This is a genomic window from Alcaligenes ammonioxydans, assembly GCF_019343455.1.
GTDB classification, from domain to species: Bacteria; Pseudomonadota; Gammaproteobacteria; order Burkholderiales; family Burkholderiaceae_B; genus Alcaligenes; species Alcaligenes ammonioxydans.
Map to the genome: position 1 here is coordinate 2,194,865 of NZ_CP049362.1, position 17,718 is coordinate 2,212,582.

19 protein-coding genes are annotated in these 17,718 nt (G+C 58.2%); 1 reads left to right on the forward strand and 18 read right to left on the reverse strand.

Annotated features, from left to right (window positions below; all coding sequences use genetic code 11):
- The first annotated feature begins 10 nt into the window (after window positions 1-10).
- On the forward strand, window positions 11-787 hold the full coding sequence (locus FE795_RS10110; RefSeq protein WP_003799563.1) for a BPSS1780 family membrane protein: 777 nt from the start codon (window positions 11-13) through the stop codon (window positions 785-787).
- Between the two features lie 370 nt (window positions 788-1,157).
- On the opposite strand, the gene FE795_RS10115 is transcribed toward FE795_RS10110, so the two are convergent.
- The 18 genes from FE795_RS10115 to sucD form a co-directional block, all read right to left on the reverse strand.
- On the reverse strand, window positions 1,158-2,024 hold the full coding sequence (locus FE795_RS10115) for a type II secretion system F family protein (protein WP_219234878.1): 867 nt from the start codon (window positions 2,022-2,024) through the stop codon (window positions 1,158-1,160).
- Window positions 2,025-2,152: 128 nt separating this feature from the next.
- The gene (locus tag FE795_RS10120) at window positions 2,153-2,869 is read right to left on the reverse strand and encodes a type II secretion system F family protein (RefSeq protein ID WP_230406164.1); all 717 of its coding nucleotides are present in this window, start codon (window positions 2,867-2,869) and stop codon (window positions 2,153-2,155) included.
- Complete coding sequence (locus FE795_RS10125; protein WP_407927693.1) at window positions 2,866-4,539, reverse strand: ATPase, T2SS/T4P/T4SS family; 1,674 nt, start codon at window positions 4,537-4,539, stop codon at window positions 2,866-2,868. Before FE795_RS10125 ends, FE795_RS10120 begins: the two co-directional genes overlap by 4 nt.
- Complete coding sequence (locus FE795_RS10130) at window positions 4,529-5,857, reverse strand: type II and III secretion system protein family protein (RefSeq protein WP_003799555.1); 1,329 nt, start codon at window positions 5,855-5,857, stop codon at window positions 4,529-4,531. The genes FE795_RS10125 and FE795_RS10130 overlap by 11 nt, the downstream gene beginning before the upstream one ends.
- Before the next feature lie 38 nt (window positions 5,858-5,895).
- Window positions 5,896-6,777, reverse strand: coding sequence for a Flp pilus assembly protein CpaB (cpaB, locus tag FE795_RS10135; RefSeq protein WP_131070635.1), 882 nt, complete (start codon window positions 6,775-6,777; stop codon window positions 5,896-5,898).
- Window positions 6,774-7,394 (reverse strand): hypothetical protein, encoded by a 621-nt coding sequence (locus FE795_RS10140; protein WP_219234880.1) that lies wholly within the window; start codon window positions 7,392-7,394, stop codon window positions 6,774-6,776. Before FE795_RS10140 ends, cpaB begins: the two co-directional genes overlap by 4 nt.
- A 2-nt stretch (window positions 7,395-7,396) precedes the next feature.
- Window positions 7,397-7,993 (reverse strand): hypothetical protein, encoded by a 597-nt coding sequence (locus FE795_RS10145; protein ID WP_003799551.1) that lies wholly within the window; start codon window positions 7,991-7,993, stop codon window positions 7,397-7,399.
- Window positions 7,990-9,252, reverse strand: a complete 1,263-nt coding sequence (locus FE795_RS10150; RefSeq protein WP_219234883.1) for a hypothetical protein — start codon at window positions 9,250-9,252, stop codon at window positions 7,990-7,992. The genes FE795_RS10145 and FE795_RS10150 overlap by 4 nt, the downstream gene beginning before the upstream one ends.
- Window positions 9,249-9,506 carry a hypothetical protein gene (locus tag FE795_RS10155; RefSeq protein ID WP_003799547.1) on the reverse strand — a complete coding sequence of 86 codons (258 nt, stop codon included), beginning with the start codon at window positions 9,504-9,506 and terminating at the stop codon, window positions 9,249-9,251. Before FE795_RS10155 ends, FE795_RS10150 begins: the two co-directional genes overlap by 4 nt.
- 273 nt (window positions 9,507-9,779) lie before the next feature.
- Window positions 9,780-10,475, reverse strand: a complete 696-nt coding sequence (locus tag FE795_RS10160) for a fumarylacetoacetate hydrolase family protein (protein WP_131070636.1) — start codon at window positions 10,473-10,475, stop codon at window positions 9,780-9,782.
- Entirely contained in the window at window positions 10,472-11,008 is a 537-nt protein-coding gene (ppa, locus tag FE795_RS10165) for an inorganic diphosphatase (protein ID WP_003799543.1), read from the reverse strand. The genes FE795_RS10160 and ppa overlap by 4 nt, the downstream gene beginning before the upstream one ends.
- Window positions 11,009-11,036: 28 nt before the next feature.
- Window positions 11,037-12,539, reverse strand: a complete 1,503-nt coding sequence (locus tag FE795_RS10170; RefSeq protein ID WP_003799541.1) for a heme biosynthesis HemY N-terminal domain-containing protein — start codon at window positions 12,537-12,539, stop codon at window positions 11,037-11,039.
- A gap of 3 nt (window positions 12,540-12,542) precedes the next feature.
- On the reverse strand, window positions 12,543-13,748 hold the full coding sequence (locus FE795_RS10175; RefSeq protein ID WP_230406166.1) for a uroporphyrinogen-III C-methyltransferase: 1,206 nt from the start codon (window positions 13,746-13,748) through the stop codon (window positions 12,543-12,545).
- A 177-nt stretch (window positions 13,749-13,925) separates the two neighbouring features.
- Entirely contained in the window at window positions 13,926-14,726 is an 801-nt protein-coding gene (locus FE795_RS10180; protein ID WP_003799537.1) for a uroporphyrinogen-III synthase, read from the reverse strand.
- 6 nt (window positions 14,727-14,732) lie between these two features.
- Window positions 14,733-15,695, reverse strand: a complete 963-nt coding sequence (hemC, locus tag FE795_RS10185) for a hydroxymethylbilane synthase (RefSeq protein ID WP_003799535.1) — start codon at window positions 15,693-15,695, stop codon at window positions 14,733-14,735.
- Entirely contained in the window at window positions 15,692-15,817 is a 126-nt protein-coding gene (locus FE795_RS17365) for a hypothetical protein (protein ID WP_003799533.1), read from the reverse strand. Before FE795_RS17365 ends, hemC begins: the two co-directional genes overlap by 4 nt.
- A gap of 4 nt (window positions 15,818-15,821) precedes the next feature.
- Window positions 15,822-16,526 carry a TerC family protein gene (locus tag FE795_RS10190; RefSeq protein WP_003799530.1) on the reverse strand — a complete coding sequence of 235 codons (705 nt, stop codon included), beginning with the start codon at window positions 16,524-16,526 and terminating at the stop codon, window positions 15,822-15,824.
- Between the two features lie 293 nt (window positions 16,527-16,819).
- Window positions 16,820-17,701 carry a succinate--CoA ligase subunit alpha gene (sucD, locus tag FE795_RS10195; protein WP_003799528.1) on the reverse strand — a complete coding sequence of 294 codons (882 nt, stop codon included), beginning with the start codon at window positions 17,699-17,701 and terminating at the stop codon, window positions 16,820-16,822.
- Window positions 17,702-17,718 lie beyond the last annotated feature (17 nt).

Here is a 17,718-nt window from a genome sequence, read left to right on the forward strand (position 1 = left end):
GGATACTGATATGCAAGCTGCCAAACTTCCCTTTCTCTACGGGTGGTACTGGATTCAGGAAGGGTTGCGTTTGTTCAAGCTGCAACCGGCCGCCCTGTTTTTCTGGAGTTTGATTACTTCCATCCTGATCAACCTGAGCAATATCTTTCCCATCTTCGGGCAGATGGTGCTGATCGTGCTGGTCCCCACCATGACCTTCATTATCCAGAATGCCTGCCGCCGCATTGATGCCGGGGAAGTGATGCGTCTGGGCATGTGGACCGAACCCTTAAAGCCGGTGCCCGTGCGCAACCGACTCATCAAGCTGGGCTTTATTTACCTGTTGGCCTGTCTGGCCGTGGGTTTTATTGCGACCTTCCCCTTTGTCAGTGAATTGTCGCAGTTGATGGATAACCGCGAGGCCAGCCCTGAAGCCATCATGGCGGCGTTTCGTAAACCTATCTTCCTGTTCTTTATCCTGTACCTGGGTTTATCGGCCTTGTTCTGGCACGCTCCTGCCCTGGTAGGCTGGCACGCCATCCCGGTCAAACAAGCCCTGTTTTTTTCCATGGTAGCTTGCTGGCGTAACAAAGCCGCCTTTCTGCTCTACGGCCTGTGCTGGGCTGCCGCCTTCTTCACCATCCAGACACTGGGCGAGCTGCTGCTGGGTGCCGGTTTAAGCCCGGGCACAGCCACTTTGGTGCTGACACCTATCAATCTGGCAATGGCGGCTATCCTGTACGCCAGCTTCTACCCGGCTTACCGCAGCGTGTTTGGTGACTCAATCCGCGACCAACACCGCATCTAAGGTCGATTCATCCATACCCCGCCCCCTGACCGCCGCAGCTGTTGCATAGCAGCGGCCCAGGGGGCAAATTGTTCTGGCCTTGACAGTGAGCCGGCTGGAGCCTCCAACACCGATCTGGCCCGCATGAGCCAGCACACCCTCCCAGGCGATACCGAAGGACAGAATCTTAAGGGTTGATCGCGATCGTCCAGAAAGCAAATATCCAAGGGCTGGGTCATTCCCCACAGATGCACCGCAAAGCAGGGGCGCAGCCAGACCGCCGCCACACAGCCATTCGTCTGTGGTAGCGCTTTCAAACCTCGCCAACGCGTCCAAAAAGTGCGGGCTTCCAGCAAATAAATAGACTGCAGCATTGCGCCCGGAAGGCTCGTCATCCTGCCCCTCCTGCCAACCAGGGCCCGAGCAGACTCATGGCGATCACCAGAAATGTGCAGGGAAAAATGCACACCACTAAAGGGGCCAATAAGTACACCGGTAGCTTAAGCGCTCGTTGCTCGGCTTCAAGCTGCAGATGGGCGCGCAGCTTTTCCGCCTGCGATCGCAGCAACAAGGCCAGAGACAGGCCTGTGTCTTGCGCCAGTTCCAAAGACAAGGCCAATTCCTCCAGCTCCACCACTCTGAATGTCGAGGCAATCTTGCGCATGGCCTGGGGCAAACGTCTGCCTGCCCGAAGCTCTCCCTGCACCTTGTGCAAACTGATCGACAAACTGCCCTGCGGGGTGGCCTCCAAGGCACGTGCCCAGGCTTGTTGCAAGCCCAGACCCGACTCTACCGCCAGCACCAACAAATCCAGGAAAAACGGCAGATCCCGTCGGCAGCGATTATGATGTCGGCGCTGAAGCGCTCTACCTCGTGAGGCTGCCTGCAGCACACTCAGCAGCAAACCGGCCGCAGCCATTCCCAGAATATCCATCAGGGCGCCACCCCAACTCAAGTACCAGGCCCCTATCACGGTCACCAGCAAAATGAGTATGGCCACTCGCTGACCCAGGTAAGCTTGCATCTGACGGGTATAGGCTCCCCAGGATCGCTCCGACCACTCATGTACAAAGGGCAGGGACAAACACAGGCTCACCCCCTGGGCAAACGGGGCTTGCCAGGCCTGCCATGCAGCCTGCCCCAAACTGCTTCCCCCTTGCAGAAAAAACAGGTAGCGCTTGCGCCAGGCCCATAAACAACCCATTACCAACAGGACCGCACTTGCAGCAGACAACAGCCAGATCAGGGAAAGTGTCATTCCCCGTCTCCTTGCAAGATCCTATGCATCCACCAAAGCCCAACAAGCAACATGGCGCCGATGATGGCACTTACCCAAAGACCGATGATATTGAACCAGGCTTGCCTGAATGCATGGGAATCCAACATTTACAAGGCACCAGCCACAAAAGCTGGCAGACAAAACATGATTCGCGCTTGCAAGCGCGCCTGGGCAGTCAGCGCAAGGATTTTGTCCTCGATGTTCACGCGTGCCCGAATCGTCTGGGCCAGTATCTTCATACGCTCGCCCAAACCTGCGCCCGTGCTTTGCCCCATTTGCAGTGCGCTGGTCACCATCGCGAGCTCGGACACCGGGACGCGCAGCAAGAGATTTCCATAGGACTCCCGAGGACTTAAACCTACCCGCTGCTGGCGCAAGAGCAAGCGTAGCTCTGGCCCCAACGGGGCCGGCAAAGACTGCGACAGTTGCTGCATGGCAGCTTGCAAGGCCAGTCCTGCCTGCAAGCTCAAGGCCAATGACAAGACAAAATCCGGCAACTGCCGTCGAAGCAGCTCCAGCCGTCTTCGTTCCATCCAACGCAACACCACCAATGGTGTCGCCGCAACAAACACTGTTACAGCGACTGCCAGCCAGAACGACTGAATCAGCCACCACGCCAGCAATAAGCTCACGGGCAAGAGTCCCCAGGCCAGGCCCCCAAGATAGTGACTGCGCACAAAAACAAAATGTGACTGCAAACTACGTTCAGACTGTCCGAGCAACTGCTGTCTGTAATGCATGAGCAGCCGGTGCCCCAAACGCAAGCACACATAGGCCAGCAAGCCAGCGCCACAAACTGCCAGCAAGATACTCAAAAGCCTCATGCTTGCTCCCCTGACTGAAAGAGATGTTCGGACCTGAGGCCACTGGCTGCAAAGCCCAGTTCAGGGCGATAGCAGTACAAGGTCTGTAACTGGATACGCTGCGCCTCGATGCCGGTAAGCTCCACAATTTCATGAACCAGGCGCCTGCCATCGGGCAAGCGGCTCAGTTGCACGATAATATGCAAGGCCCGGGCGATATGTTCACGCACCACCTGCAAGGGCAAGTCCAGACCAGCCATCAACACCATGCCTTCCAGACGCGACAAGGCATCCCGAGGCGTGTTCGCGTGCAAGGTTCCCATTGAGCCTTCATGCCCGGTATTCATGGCTGACAACATGTCGAAGGCCTCCGCTCCACGGCACTCCCCCACCACGATCCGGTCAGGCCTCATCCGCAAGGCCTGGCGCAGCAAACTTCGTATATCTACCTGTCCCTGACCCTCTGCATTGGCGGGGCGGGCTTCCAGCGCAACCCAATTGCTATGCTGCAGCTGCAGCTCGGCCGCATCCTCCAGCGTCACCAGGCGCTCACCCTCATCAATACAGGTACTGAGAACATTGAGCAGTGTGGTCTTACCGGTCCCTGTTCCACCGGACACCAGAATATTGCAACGCCGTTGCACTGCCTGCCGCAGAAATGCGCCCATCTCTGAAGACAGACTACCCATCTGCAACAAATCCTCCAGACCGAGGCGGCGCTTGGGAAATTTGCGTATGGTCACGCAGGTTCCCTTGACGGCGATGGGCGACAGGACCGCATGGAAACGGGACCCATCTGCCAGTCGCCCATCCACGGCCGGAGAACTGATATCCAGGCGTCGTCCCAGCGGCGCCAGAATTCGGTCGATGACGGCGCGCAAGGCTGCATCGCTACTGAACACCATGGGATGAGCCTGCAGCCGTCCGGCCTTTTCCACAAACACCCGGTCATAACGATTGACCATAATCTCCGAAACAGCCGGGTCAGCCAGCAAAGGCTCCAAGGGCCCCAGACCCACCGCCTCCGCGCATACACTGGCCTGCAATCGGGCCTGCTCAGGGGGCGGTAGCGCACATTGCGTCTGAATCAGACGGCCCAGACAATCAAACGCCTCCTGTTCAAGCTGCTTGTCCGTTACGCGAGACAGATCGCGACGCTCCAGGTCCAAGGCCGATAACAAAGCCTGGTGCAAGCGCTGCTGCTCTTGCCTGAACAGCTCGCTGTTTGATAAAAGTGGCGCCCCCTGCCCCTGCACATGTTCAATCTGCTCCTTACCGGATGTCTGATCCGCTTTGGACGGAGCAGACACTGATACAGGTATGGAAGCAGCAGTTGCTACGGCCATCGCCGACACCCGCGTTTCTGGCTCAGTCATGGGGGGCGCAGAGCCAGGTCGTGGTGGCGACCCCAAGCCAGCAATGCGCAGTTTGAACCCCCCGGCAGTGAGCACGTCACCGACACGCAACGGCCCATCGTCGTACACCCTTTTGCCGTTGAGCTGCACCCCTGTCAAGGAGCCATGATCCTGGATATACACCGCTCCCGCCCGATTCAGCAGGCTGGCATGCTGACGCGCGATACGCCAGGAGGGCAGGACTACGTCACAGGCCGGGTCGCGGCCTATGAGCGCTGGCAAACGAAGGGTGCAGGAACGAGTTGTCCCCAACTCCGACTCAAGTTCAAGGTTCAACACGAAACACCTCGCTCTGTGGCTCTACCCATTGCGACCATCGACCTTGGCGGCTACCCTCGGACAGGGCACGAACAGGCGTATTCAACCGCGGTGCATCAGGGAAGCCCTGCTCCAGCCACTGAGCGGCATTCGCCTGCCGGGCCAGCAAATCAGGATGTTCGGCCGCCACCAAAGTGGGGGTCACAAATACCGCCAGCTCTGTTTCCTGCCGGGCAAACCGTTCAGAACGAAACAGGGCTCCCAATACCGGCAGACTAGCCAGTCCCGGCAAGCGATCCATATGCATGGACTCTTCCCGCGATATGAACCCGGCCAAGACCAGTGTTTGACCCGAACGTACGTTGAACTCGGTCGACGCCCGCCGGGTTTTCAAGGATGGCCCGGCAGGCTGGGACAGACTGGCATCCACGGAACTGACTTCCACCTCGATCTGTGATCGGACCAGCCCCCCTCGCTCGACGCGCGGAACGATGCGCAGCGATACACCGTAGGGCTTGAAGCTGGTCCTGCTGTTTCCTTTGTCGTCGGTGGTGGTATAAGGCAGCTCGCCCCCTGCCAGAAATTCGGCCTGTGAACCGCTGCGCGCCAAAAGCTGCGGTTGGGCCAGCACCAACGCGTGGCCCTCCTGCGCCATGGCCTGGACGCGTGCGGACATCAAGGCCCCGACGCCAAAAAAGGCGGCCCCCTGACTGGCAGGAAAAGCCAAGGGCAGCACCGCTTCGCCAGGACGATCCAAAAACTGATGCGTCGCTGCGTCCCAGGCACCGCCCATGCTCAAGCCACCTTGGGACTGCCCCTGCCAGCGTACACCCAATTCGCGCAAACTGTTGCGCGGCACCTCGACCACCTGCACATCAAGCAAAACCATGGGCTCCCAACCATCTTGCTGCGTGAAATCCAATAATTGGGGATGCTCCTGGCTCAAGGCCTGAATACGCTGCTTGTCCTGATCACTCAGTCCCTCTCCTTCCAGCACCAGCTTGCCGCCTAGTTCACTGATGCGAAGCTCTGGAATACGCTCCAACAAACTTCGTAACTCCGCCAAAGTCTGCCTGTGATTTTCGGGTAGCACCTCAATCTGATAAGACTGGCTTTTTCCTGCCAGAGACCAGACCTGCACTACCGTGCTGCCCGTCTTGCGTGCGAACAGAATCAGCTCACCGGACTCGGTCGTGACCGCATGGACAATATCGCCATCTCCTACCGCCACCCGCTCAACCTGCGTATCAGGCAGCACCATCAGCTCACCGACTTGCAGCCCCAGATCCCGAGCTGCACTTTGCACGCTGACGAGCAGCAAGGCGGCAACAAGCATTCCCAACACCAAGCGCCTAGACCCCGATCGATTCATGCTCATGGCTGCGGTCCCAATGAAAAGCTGTCAGGCATATCAAGCCAGCCCAGACGCTCTGCTTCTGCCTGAACCTGCTGCCCTCCCGGCCTGTTGCCATACAGCACCTGCACGGGCGGCCTGGCCACCACACTCTGTCCCAGCCCCAAAATATCAGCCAGCTCTCCCCGGACTGCCGCCTGATGGGGAGTGTGGTCCTCGGGGTTACGCAACAAAGCACTGATACGCCCATGCTGCCTGGCCGCCAGCAACTTCAAGGCATCGTCGGGGCCAACATCCAGCGTCAAGGTGTTGAAGACATCCTTATCCGTGCGCATCGTTGCAGAAGCCTCACCCGACTTTTGCCCAGTCGCCAGAACCAGTACCGACTGCAGCAAAGGAGCCGTCACCCGCCTTTGTCTGTCCTCGAAACTGACATAGATATCAATCAAGTCTCCTGGCCGGATCAGGCCCGACACCGAGCTGATCGCATCGACCGGCACCGTCAAGGCACGCCTGCCGGATAAGAGCTGCTGAGAGAAAGGGCCGCTGGCCTCCTGCACATGCGCATTGCTAATCAGATCACCTGCCCGTAATGGCTGGCTGAGTACCCGTCCCAACAAGTTCTCAAACTGTGCTGCGTCCCAGCTATCGCTGGGCACCAAGTCGGCAGGAAAGGCTCGCGCCGCCAGATGCTCCGCTTGCAGCACCGTTCCCGCAGGCAGGCTGGAGGCCGCTACCACCCTGTCCAGATGGGCACGCTGCGCAGCCTGTCGCAAAGCCTGCTCCTGCCGCTCCAGGTAACGGCTGCTGGCCCCCGCCGCCATCAGGCCAGCCAATAAAGCCAGGAGGCCAAAGCCGACGCTGGGATGACGGCATAGCCAAAGAAATTTTGCCCGAATCATGACGCCTCCTTCTCACAGGCACGGCAGATCACGAGCAAATAGGCTTGCTGCTCGTGTTCCAGTTCCATTACATCTAGTTCGGCGGGACCTCTTCGCCAGTAACGTCCATCCGTTTCCGCACCCCACTTGTTGCGGCGCAACTCCGCTTGCCAGCCTGGCTCAGCCAGCAGCAGCCAGCTTTGCGCCTCTCCCGGTTGTTCGTGTTGCCACAAAACGGTGCCAGCTACGGGTGCTACTGCCTGAATATATGAGGGAACAACCGTCTGAGCCGGCTCGGAAACACTTAACAAGCCTGACAGAGTGGGTGCCGCTATATCGTCCACCCACAGCACACAGTTTCTGCCATCACGAGCGCGCAGAATGACCCACTGCGCTTGCAGGCGGATTGCGCCATAGTGGCTACCGCAGAACGGCTCAAGACTGTCTGACAAGACGTGTGCCTCCAGATCGGCTGTCAGTCCCCAGCTCTGTATGGGCCCAAGTGCGGTCTGCGTGATCTGCCCTTGATCCCAATGAATCCTTGCATCCGGAACAGGGCCAGACACGGTCTGTGTTTTGACAGGCAGGGGGCTCAGCGTCCACAAAAGTAATAAAAACAAGGCATATACCCGTCTCATGCTCACTCCCTGCCTCGGTGATCGGGTGAAAAATCCTGCCAGGGTCCCAACCAGTCCAGGTCAACGTCTGCCCGCCCCCACGCGGCATCCAAGGGACCCGCAACCCGTATTGTGTCCTGCGCCGCTCGCCTGCTAGATTCCATCGCCTGTGCCCAGGCCGTTCTGCTGCTTTCAAGCCGCCGTCGCGCTTCTTGTGTGGAGGCCGCCTGCCCCGCAGCAGCCCACAAGTGAGACTGCCGTTGGAGTTGTGTTAGGCGGGTCAAGGAACGCAGCCACTGTGGCCACGGAAGGGAAAATCGTGACTCCACCGCCCAGAAACCATCTGACAGGCTCAAAAGCTCCTGCTGCAAAGACGGCGCGGGCGATGTAGGGAGCTCCAGAAAACCGGCAGTCACCGTGCTGGGACTCGGAGAAGAGCTCAGAGAAACCGGCGCTCCTTGGGCGTCATGCAGGAACAGGCTCAGATGCGTGGCTTGCTGCATCTGCTGCAAGCGGTACTGTTGCTGCATCAGCCAACGCCCTGCCATCACCATCAGGGCCAGCACCATGCCCAGCAAGCAGGCCTCCAGTAACGCCATCCCTTGTTGCCGCTCGCTCATGATCGCCGCCTCCCTGCGTCCTTTAGTCGCGCCTGCCAGAAAGGCATAAACAGGCTGGGCTTTGGGCCTGCCCCAGCATCTGTGCTACCCGGAGGCAAAGAGAAAAAAGACTGGGCGGCTGCCCGGGTATAAATGGTCTGCCCCAGATGACCACGAGCCTGCAAGGTCAATACCAGATCTGGCCCCTCATTCCGTCTGGAATCAGCCAGCGCATACCCCTTTACCCACGGACGTTGACTCCAGGGGCGGGCATCGCGCCGCGCCCAGGACTGCGTCACGGTATTGCTCTTAGCCGACAACAAGGAACTGTTACCCTGCTCCAGCGCCCACTTCCAAAAACTTTGTCCTGAAAAGTCCTGCGGCGCATCAATCCCGGACGCACCCGCTGGCGTCTGTAAGGCCCATGCCATGGCATATTCGCGAAAGTAACAGCCTATCCAACGATTGGAGCGCACCATATGCATGGACTGCGTATCGTTGGAATGCCAACGGCCCAGATGATCAAGCGCGGTGCGGCCAGCGCGACGCAATCGATGCTGCCACAAAGGACAACGCCGATCGACGCCAGGGTAGGAGCGGGCCTCGTAATCACGCGGAGCCAGAAAGCCGTACAAGGAGATCAGATGCCTCAGACCGCTATCCCATTGTCCTTGCCCTGACTGCAGCAGGAGGAACTGAGGCCAATCGTCCTGTTCGGTGTGCCAACGAATCACCTGCTCCGGCCAATCTGGCAGGCTGCCGTCCAGAGTGGCTTGAATAATGGCTTGTCGTCGTTGTGGCAAGCCCTGCACCAACTGTTCCTGAGCTTGCGCCAACACCTCATAAATCACATGTTGATGTGCTTGAAAAGCCTGCTGCAAAGCGTCCTGATTATCTCCGGCCGAACGTGCCCGGGTGTACGCCAGGCCATGCGCAGAACCAAACATCATCGCGACCAAGTGTGCAGGCGGATTGGCCCGACGCACCTGTCCGGACTGTGTTTGTGCTGCCCTGTCCCAGGTTGCCAGCGTCAGCAGGTGCCCGAGGGCAAGCTGATGTCCCAACTGCGCCCGATTGATATAGGCCAGTAGATTCAAGGTGCGCGCCTGTTCGGTTGCCGCCCCATAGGCCGCCGCGTCCAGCACCAGGGACAAGCGTCCTTGTTGCTCCGCGATCTGGTTAACATGAAAGTAGCCGCCCCATGCAACAGAAAGGAGCGCCAGCGCGATCAGGCCCCAGGCCAGTGCCGCACCTTGTTGCGGATGGATGGAGCGTCTCATTGCGCGTTGCCTGTAAAGGATTTCAGGCTCTTGGCAGCGCCTTGAGCGGCCGCCGCTGATGCAGCAGATTGCGCTTGTTGAGTCTGCTCGGAGCCGTCCTCGCCGGCCAGCTCCTTGGCCATGGCTGCGGTCTGGTTGCGAATGACCTGACCAAATGACTGATAAACGGCGATGGCTGCCACGGCAACCAAAGCCACAATAATCAGGTACTCGACCATGCCCTGCCCGCGCTGTCGTCTGGTGAACTGTCTCATTGGAATCTCCCAAAAGTCAGTTCACAGTCTGCCTGCCGTCAGGGGGCCGTACTATTCGGAAAAGCCGAGCGGGACGGCTTTGTCTCGCCAGCCTCTATACGCCAGCAGCCCGCAAGACCTCGTTATTCGTGTCAGCATCCGATCACTCAGCACGTTTCCTTTGCTCCTGCTCGTCTGCTGCTTCTTCGTCAGACGGGAAAGACAAGGGGCCCCAGGGCTGACAGTCATAAAAAAACCCGCCTGATGGCGGGTTTTTCTTCAAACTCATATAGATCAGACCAGACGAACGTCTATGCTGCCCAGACCCTCGATCACCCCGTGCATCACATCACCACGTTCCACCGAGCCGACACCGGCCGGGGTTCCCGTGAAAATGATATCACCCGGGAACAGCTCGAACAGACCTGACAGATAAGCGATGGACTCAGCGACACTCCAGATCAGCTGATTCAAATCGCCAGTCTGGCGTCGCTCACCGTTGACGTCCAAGGTAATGGCCCCTTGGGATAGATCGCCAATACGGCTACGAGGCACCAGCGGGCCCGTCGGTGCGGAGTGGTCAAAGGCTTTGCCCACTTCCCAGGGACGACCGGCTTTTTTGGCTTGCGTCTGCAAATCCCGACGGGTCATGTCCAGACCCACCGCGTATCCCCACACACATTCAGCAGCCTGCTCCACCGTCAGATCACGCCCGCCCTTGGACAAAGCCACGACGAGCTCGATCTCGTGATGCAGATCCTGGGTGCGGGAAGGATAAGGCATGTCGCAGACTTGGCCGGGCAGCACATTCAAGATGGAGTCGGCCGGTTTGCAGAAGAAGAAAGGATCTTCGCGCCCGGTAAAACCCATTTCCTGTGCATGCTCGACATAATTGCGGCCGACGCAATAAATGCGGCGTACAGGAAAAACCTGCTCACTGTCCTGTACGTTCAGCGCCGCAACCGCTGGCGTGGGGATGACGGTACTCATTTTGCCTGGCCGTCAGCAAAACGCTTGGCGCCGTCTACCAGTTCTTTCTTGGCAGCTTCGATGCCGTCCCAGCCCTTGACCTTGACCCATTTGCCTTTTTCGATGTCTTTGTAGTGCTCGAAAAAGTGCTTGATGCGCTCCAGCTCCTCAGGCTGCAGATCTTCAGGCGACTTCACGTTGCGGTACAGGGGGTACAGCTTGTCGGTTGGCACAGCCAGTAGTTTGGCATCACCACCGCCTTCATCATCCATGTGCAGCACGCCGATAGGGCGGCATGGAATAACCGCACCGATCTGGATGGGGAAAGGAGCAATCACCAGCACGTCAACCGGGTCGCCATCATCCGAAATGGTCTGCGGAACGTAACCATAATTGCAGGGGTAGTGCATGGCGGTCAGCATGAAGCGATCCACAAACACCACGCCGTTTTCGTCAACTTCGTATTTGACGGGGTCCGAGTTCATGGGAATTTCGATGACTACGTTGATCTCGTCGGGCAGTTTTTTGCCAGCTGGTACGTGGGCGAGGCTCATTCGTGCAAACCTTTAAAAATAAAAGAAATTAATCATTGGATCGTCGAGGACGATCCGAAGTTTGAGAGAGATCGACCCCGGGAATGGGAGCCGTATCAAAGTAATCATCCAAATCAGCGGAAGAGCTCAGGCTGTCTTGTTCCGGTTTTGCAGCAGGCGCAACAGGCTCTGCAACCACCGGCAAAGGCCGACCCTGATCGGGTAAATCCTCGGCCACGACGCTGGCTGCGTAGGTGTAATGCGGCAGGCCCTCGTCCTGCGAGGGCAGGCTGTCAGCATCGGTATGGCTGGGGTCATGACGGGTATCGGCCGCGGGCAAGGCGGTGCTGACGGCTAGAACCGGTAGGGTCCCCGCCATGGACGCGGCCTTGCGCCAGTACGAAACAGCCTCGTCGTGACGCCCCAGGCTATCGTAAAGATTACCCAACAAGGCATGATTGCGCAGATCGCCCTGAATTTTCAGACTGCGCAACAAGTAATGCTCCCCCTGCCCCCACAGCTGGCTGGTCAGGCACAAATGACCCAGCGTGGACAACAGAACCGGATTATTGGGCTGGCTACGCAGCCATTCCTCGGCCTTGGCCAAGCGACGCCCCACAAACTCCGGCGGACATTGGGCATAGGCTTCGAGCAGACGACTGTCAAAGCTAGCTGCGATTGCTGGCTCCAGGATACGACCGGCTTCTTCGTAATTACCGTCGCGCTCCTGAATCAAGGCAGCCTCCAGGGCCACACCCGGCAAGGTTTTCTCTTCAGACTTCAGATCGGACCACAAGGCCTTGAACTGCTCTGCCCCGCCGGCGCGCAATCGAGCGGCAGCCGCAAATTCAATGTGACCTAGCGCCTCTTGGCGTTCAATGCCACTGCGGCGCATCAGCAAGCGAGTCAACTCATACACACGTTCGGCATTGCCTTCTTGCCGATAAGCACGCAACAACAAACGAGTGGCATGCAAATGGCGGGAGCTGGCATCCTGCAAATCCTGAAGCAGCTCGATCGCTTCTTGCGTGCGGTGCTGATCCAGATACAGTTCAGCCGAGGCTACGGCACTGGCTTCTTTCAAACGCACATCATTGCCAGCGGCAGCACGGGCGGCGGCCAGCGCCTGATCACGCTGAGCAATTTGCCCCTGATAATGTGCGGCACGCGCCGCTGCCAAACCGGCCACGACTTTGCTTGACTGCGAGCGGGTCTTGCTCATCAGCTTCATCAGGTCTTTTTCAGCTTGCTCGTAACGACCTTCCAAAATACTGATCCAGCCTGTTTCCAGCAAGGTCTGGTCACGTCGCTGTGCACGGCGTCCCCGCCACAAGCGAAAACGCTCCGGGCCATCACCAAACCAGGCCAGCAAACGCAACAGTACATACAGCACAATGAACAAGCCCAGTATGCACAGAACCACGTAGGTCAATGAAGCACGGGCCAGATAATGCGGAGTCACCAGATAGACATTACCGGCATGCTCGCGCAAGACCAGCGCCAGGGCAACCGCGGCGATAAATAGGATAAGTGTCCAAAACCAGGTACGCATAGTTTACCCCTGCGCCTGAACGGGCGGTTCCGTCTGGGATGAAGCCGCAGAGCCAGACTCAACCGGCTCAGCGACAGGGTCAGTGGGCTCCTTGCTGTCGGGCTGCGCGGATTGAGAGGGGTCAGGCAGAGCGGAATCTGCATCGTTCTGTTCAGTGGCCGAGTCGGGCACACTGTCCTGAAGGCGACCCGCCTGGGCCTGACGCAGGCTTTCAATCGCCGCCAGCGTATTATTGACCGTCGGCAAGCGCGCCCCAATGCGGGTGTCTTGCAACTGCCGTGTCAGGCGCAAGGCTTGCTGAACCTGAACAGACTGCGTGTCAAAGCGCTTTTCCAACGCGGTAGCCACAGCATTGAGCTCTGTTTGCCATACAGCAGACTGATTCATCATCATGGCCAGTTGAGCCGCCATGACACGTAGACGCAAGTTCTCACGCAAGCGGGCAGCCTGATCGGGTGACATCAACAAAGCGGCAGCATCGTCCACGCGTCGGATGGAGACAAATTGTCCCAGATCATGGCTGAGCGATCGCCACGCACTGCTGCCCCACTGTTCAACCGTGTTCCAGCCGCGCTCCCACCAGGGGGCGTCTGCGGGCAACTCGGGCGCCGGAGCAACGGCATCAGAGGACAAGTCCAGCGCTTGCGTATGAGCTCCCCCCGCCACATCATCCGGTACCAGCAAGGGAGCTTCCGACACGTAGCGCGAGAGAGTATCGAGTTGACGCGACAGCGAGGCCACATCGACAGTCGCTGCCGCACGCAGACGCTCCAGATCACCATTCAGGGTTTGCTGCAAAGAAGCCAGACCCACCCGATTGGCACGCGCCAACTGGGCCTGGGCGGCTTCCAGAGAAACGATGGCATTGGCCACATTGCCACCGAGCATCAGTTGCTGCTGGGCAATAGTGGCCAGATGATCGATGTCGTTAAGCAGAACCAGCTCAGAGCCGCTATCGGTCATGGTCTGGAAAGCCTGGCTCAGATCATGAAACTGTTCGGTGGAATCCTTGAAGGATTTTTCCAGCTGCTCAAGCTTGTCAGCCTGCCGCTGTGCCAATGCCAGAGCCTGCTGGGCCGTCTGACGCGCTTGTTCCGTGGAATTGATATTGGTCGCCAGTTGAGCCTGCAGCTCAGCCTTGTGCTTGTCCAGCAATGAATTCTGGTACCAAAGACCGGCAGCGGCCAGCACCACAACAACAGCTGTCAAGGCATAGGCCGGACCCGCCGCGCTTTTACGCTTGTCAGGTGCCCTCGTGCTGTCTTGAGGTTCAGAATACGGACGAGGCGCCGCTGTACTGGCTGGGCTGGAAATGGGAGTCCCCGGTTCGCTTGCGGATGCGTTCTCTGTTTTATCGTTCATGGCAAGATTGTAATCCGTGTGAGGCTAATCGCGCGAGAGCACCGCCATCATGGCAGCGACAATGTCATCATCGTCTGGCGTACACCTTTTTACCATTGGTGGCGCTGTGATTCCAGCCTGCAGCAATAAGGACTGTAAATGTTCTTCAATACGCGGATGAATGACCACGTAAGCACACTGCGACCACACATCCGTCAAGCCCAGGCTTTGCACGTTGGCAAATACGGCGTCGGCACTTTGGGAGCTGCTGAGCAAAACAGCCAGGCGGCCTGCCTGCAAGCTGTCACGAATTTGACGGCCCTGCTGCATGCTCCACTTGGCAGGGCTACGCTGGTAAATGGCCAGACGCTGAACCTGAATACCGTGGTTCTCCAACTGCTGCCCCAACCATTCACGACCGCTATGGCCACGCACAATCAGAACCCGCTCGAGTTGTGCGAGTCGGGGCTCCAGAACCGCCCACAAGGCCTCTGAATCCTGCAAGGAATCAACGCCTGCAGGGTGAAGCACGGCTTCCGGGGACACGCCGGGCTGGGCACGCAGACAGGCAGCAGTAGCAAAACCAACGGCAGCCAGCAAGACCTTGTCAGGCCAGTTTTGACCGCGCGCCTGCAAGGCGGCAAAGTAGAACTTGACCGCACTGCTGCTTACAAAAAGCACCAGGTCAAAATCCTTGGGGTCTTGCCATTGCGTTTCGGAGAGGTTTTGCGGCTCCAGGCTCAAGGCGGGCAAAACCAAAGAAGAAAAACCCTGCGCGGCCAGGGCGGCCGACAGGGTTTCGTTCCGTCCCGCGGGTCGGGTCAATAATGCGCAGGGCAGGTTCATGCCGCTTTACTCGCCCTCTGCAGGCTGCTCCGTCAGCAAGCGATCCAGAATGGCTTGAGCACCTTGTCGTTTCAGATCCTCAGCCAGCGACAGTCCCAGTTCTTCCGCATTGTTAGCTGGACCATGAATCTGCGCGCGGTAAACCGTGGAACCATCCGGCTCGGCCACCAGGCCACTCAGAGTCAGTTCGTCGCCATCCAGCGTGGCATACGCAGCCAAAGGAACCTGACAGGAACCACCCAAAGCGCGGGATACAGCACGTTCAGCCAGCGCGCACACATGGCTGGTGGAATGCGCCAAGGGCGCCAGCCATTGGGCCACATCGCTGCGAGTTTTCAGAATCTCGATACCCAGGGCGCCCTGCCCAGCGGCCGGCAGGCTGTCTTCAATGGAGATGTAATCGCGGATACGCTCGGCCAGTTCCAGACGGCGCAAACCGGCCGACGCCAGAATGATGGCGTCGTAATCGCCCCGATCCAGCTTGGACAAACGTGTCTGAACATTGCCACGCAAGGGGCGAATGTCCAGATGTGGATAACGCTCACGAATCTGGGACTCGCGGCGCAAGCTGGAGGTGCCTACGATGGCACCAGCAGGTAAAGCCGCAAGATTGGGATACGTATTGGAAACAAAAGCATCGCGTGGATCGTCCCGTTCCATGATGATGGGCAGATCAAAGGACTCGGGCAATACCACCGGCACATCCTTCAGGGAGTGCACGGCCAGGTGAGCACGGCCATCAAGCAAGGCCGTTTCCAGTTCTTTGACAAACAAGCCCTTGCCGCCCACTTTGGACAAGGTGCGATCCAGGATCTGATCACCACGTGTTGTCATTTCCAACAAGGACACCTTGCACTGCGGATACAGCGTTTGCAAACGGTCGCGCACATGCATGGCTTGCCACAAGGCCAGTTGACTGGCACGCGTGGCAATGACCAATTCTTCTGGAGTAGAAACCACAGCGGTCATGCAGCAAAGTAGCGCACGATGGCGGCTGCAACAATACCGATAATGGCCAGGATTCCTAAGCCCTGTAGCAGGGACAGGCCGCTTTCCTGACCTTTGGCGTCAGAGGATTTAAAAATTGCCATAGAACTATGTTTCCTTGGTAGAACCTTTACGGCGCGCCAGCCATTTGCCCAGCGCCACCACTAATAAGGCACAAACAATCTCGACCCCGAGTTTAACAGGCTGTGGCTGGAGGCCAAATTGATTTTCCACAATCTTGTCCGTGACCAGCATGCCACCGGCAATCCAGCCCAACAAGGCGCCGCCCAGGGTCACCACGACAGGAAAGCGGTCGATCAGCTTGAGCACCAGGGTACTGCCCCAGACAATAATGGGAACGCTGAGCAGCAAGCCAAAAATCACATAGCCCAACTGGTGGTCCAAATGCGCATTCTGCGCCGCCCCGGCAATGGCAATCACATTGTCCAGACTCATCACGAAGTCCGCGATGATGATGGTTTTGACGGCAGCCCAAACAGTGCCACCGCCTTGAATATTGCCATGCTCGTCATCATCGGGCAGCAAGAGCTTGATACCGATCCACAAGAGCAACACGCCGCCCACCAACTTCAGGAAAGGCAGATCCAGCAGGGTCAACGCAAAAAAGATCAGGACGACGCGCAATATAATCGCCCCTACCGTCCCCCACAAGATTCCCTGCATGCGCTGCTGCTTGGGCAGGTTACGACAGGCCAGCGCGATCACGACGGCATTATCACCGCCCAGCAAAATATCAATCAGTACAATCTGAAACAATGAACCCCAATGCAGGGTCTGGAGAAATTCGATCATGGTGTTCCCGTGTCGCTAAAGATGAACTCTCTTTCCAGCCGCTGGACACTTCTTCTTTTTCTGTCGCCGGGCTGTCCCAAGACAACAATGCCCCATCACGCACAAGGCTGAGCGCCAGTGTCGCAGGGGGCTTCTTTTTACGTCATTCAATTCAGCATGAACAGGCTGGCCAGATTCGGGAAGGAATGCGCCGGGTTGTGGTGTTTTTCTTGACGAAACCGGCTGGCCAATCGTGTCGGACTGCCAGGTAGCCGGACAAGGAGCCCGCCTTGGCGGGCCCCCGTACTACTTGTTTACAGCACCGATTTGAGCAACTTGCCCATTTCGGATGGGTTGCGTGTGGTACGAATACCGCAAGCTTCCATCACTTCCAGCTTGGCGTCGGCCGTGTCGGCACCACCGGAGATCAGGGCACCCGCGTGACCCATGCGTTTTCCGGGAGGCGCTGTCACACCAGCGATAAAGCCAACCACAGGCTTGGTCATGTTGTCTTTGGCCCACAAAGCCGCGTTGACTTCGTCTGGACCGCCGATCTCGCCAATCATGATAACGGCATCGGTATCAGGATCGTCGTTGAACATCTTGAGCACATCGATGTGCTTCAGGCCGTTGATTGGATCGCCACCGATACCCACAGCCGAGGATTGACCCAGGCCCAGTTCAGTGACTTGAGCAACAGCTTCGTAGGTCAGCGTGCCGGAGCGGCTAACCACACCGATGCGGCCCTTGCGGTGAATGTGGCCGGGCATGATACCGATCTTGATCTCATCAGGAGTGATCAGACCGGGGCAGTTCGGGCCCAACAGCAAGGTTTTGCGGTTTTCAGCGCGCATGCGGTTGCGAACTTCCAGCATGTCGCGAACAGGGATGCCTTCGGTAATGCAGATAACCAGATCCAGGTCAGCTTCAACCGCTTCCCAGATAGCTGCTGCAGCGCCTGCAGGTGGAACGTAAATAACCGACACAGTCGCGCCAGTTTCAGCCTTGGCGTCGGACACGGAGGCGTAGATAGGTACGCCTTCGAAATCCTCGCCAGCACGCTTGGGGTTCACGCCAGCCACAAAGGCTTCCATGCCGTTACCGTATTCACGGCACATGCGGGTGTGGAACTGGCCGGTCTTGCCGGTGATCCCTTGCGTGATGACTTTGGTGTCTTTATTGATCAGAATCGACATTTGCTAATCCTCAACCT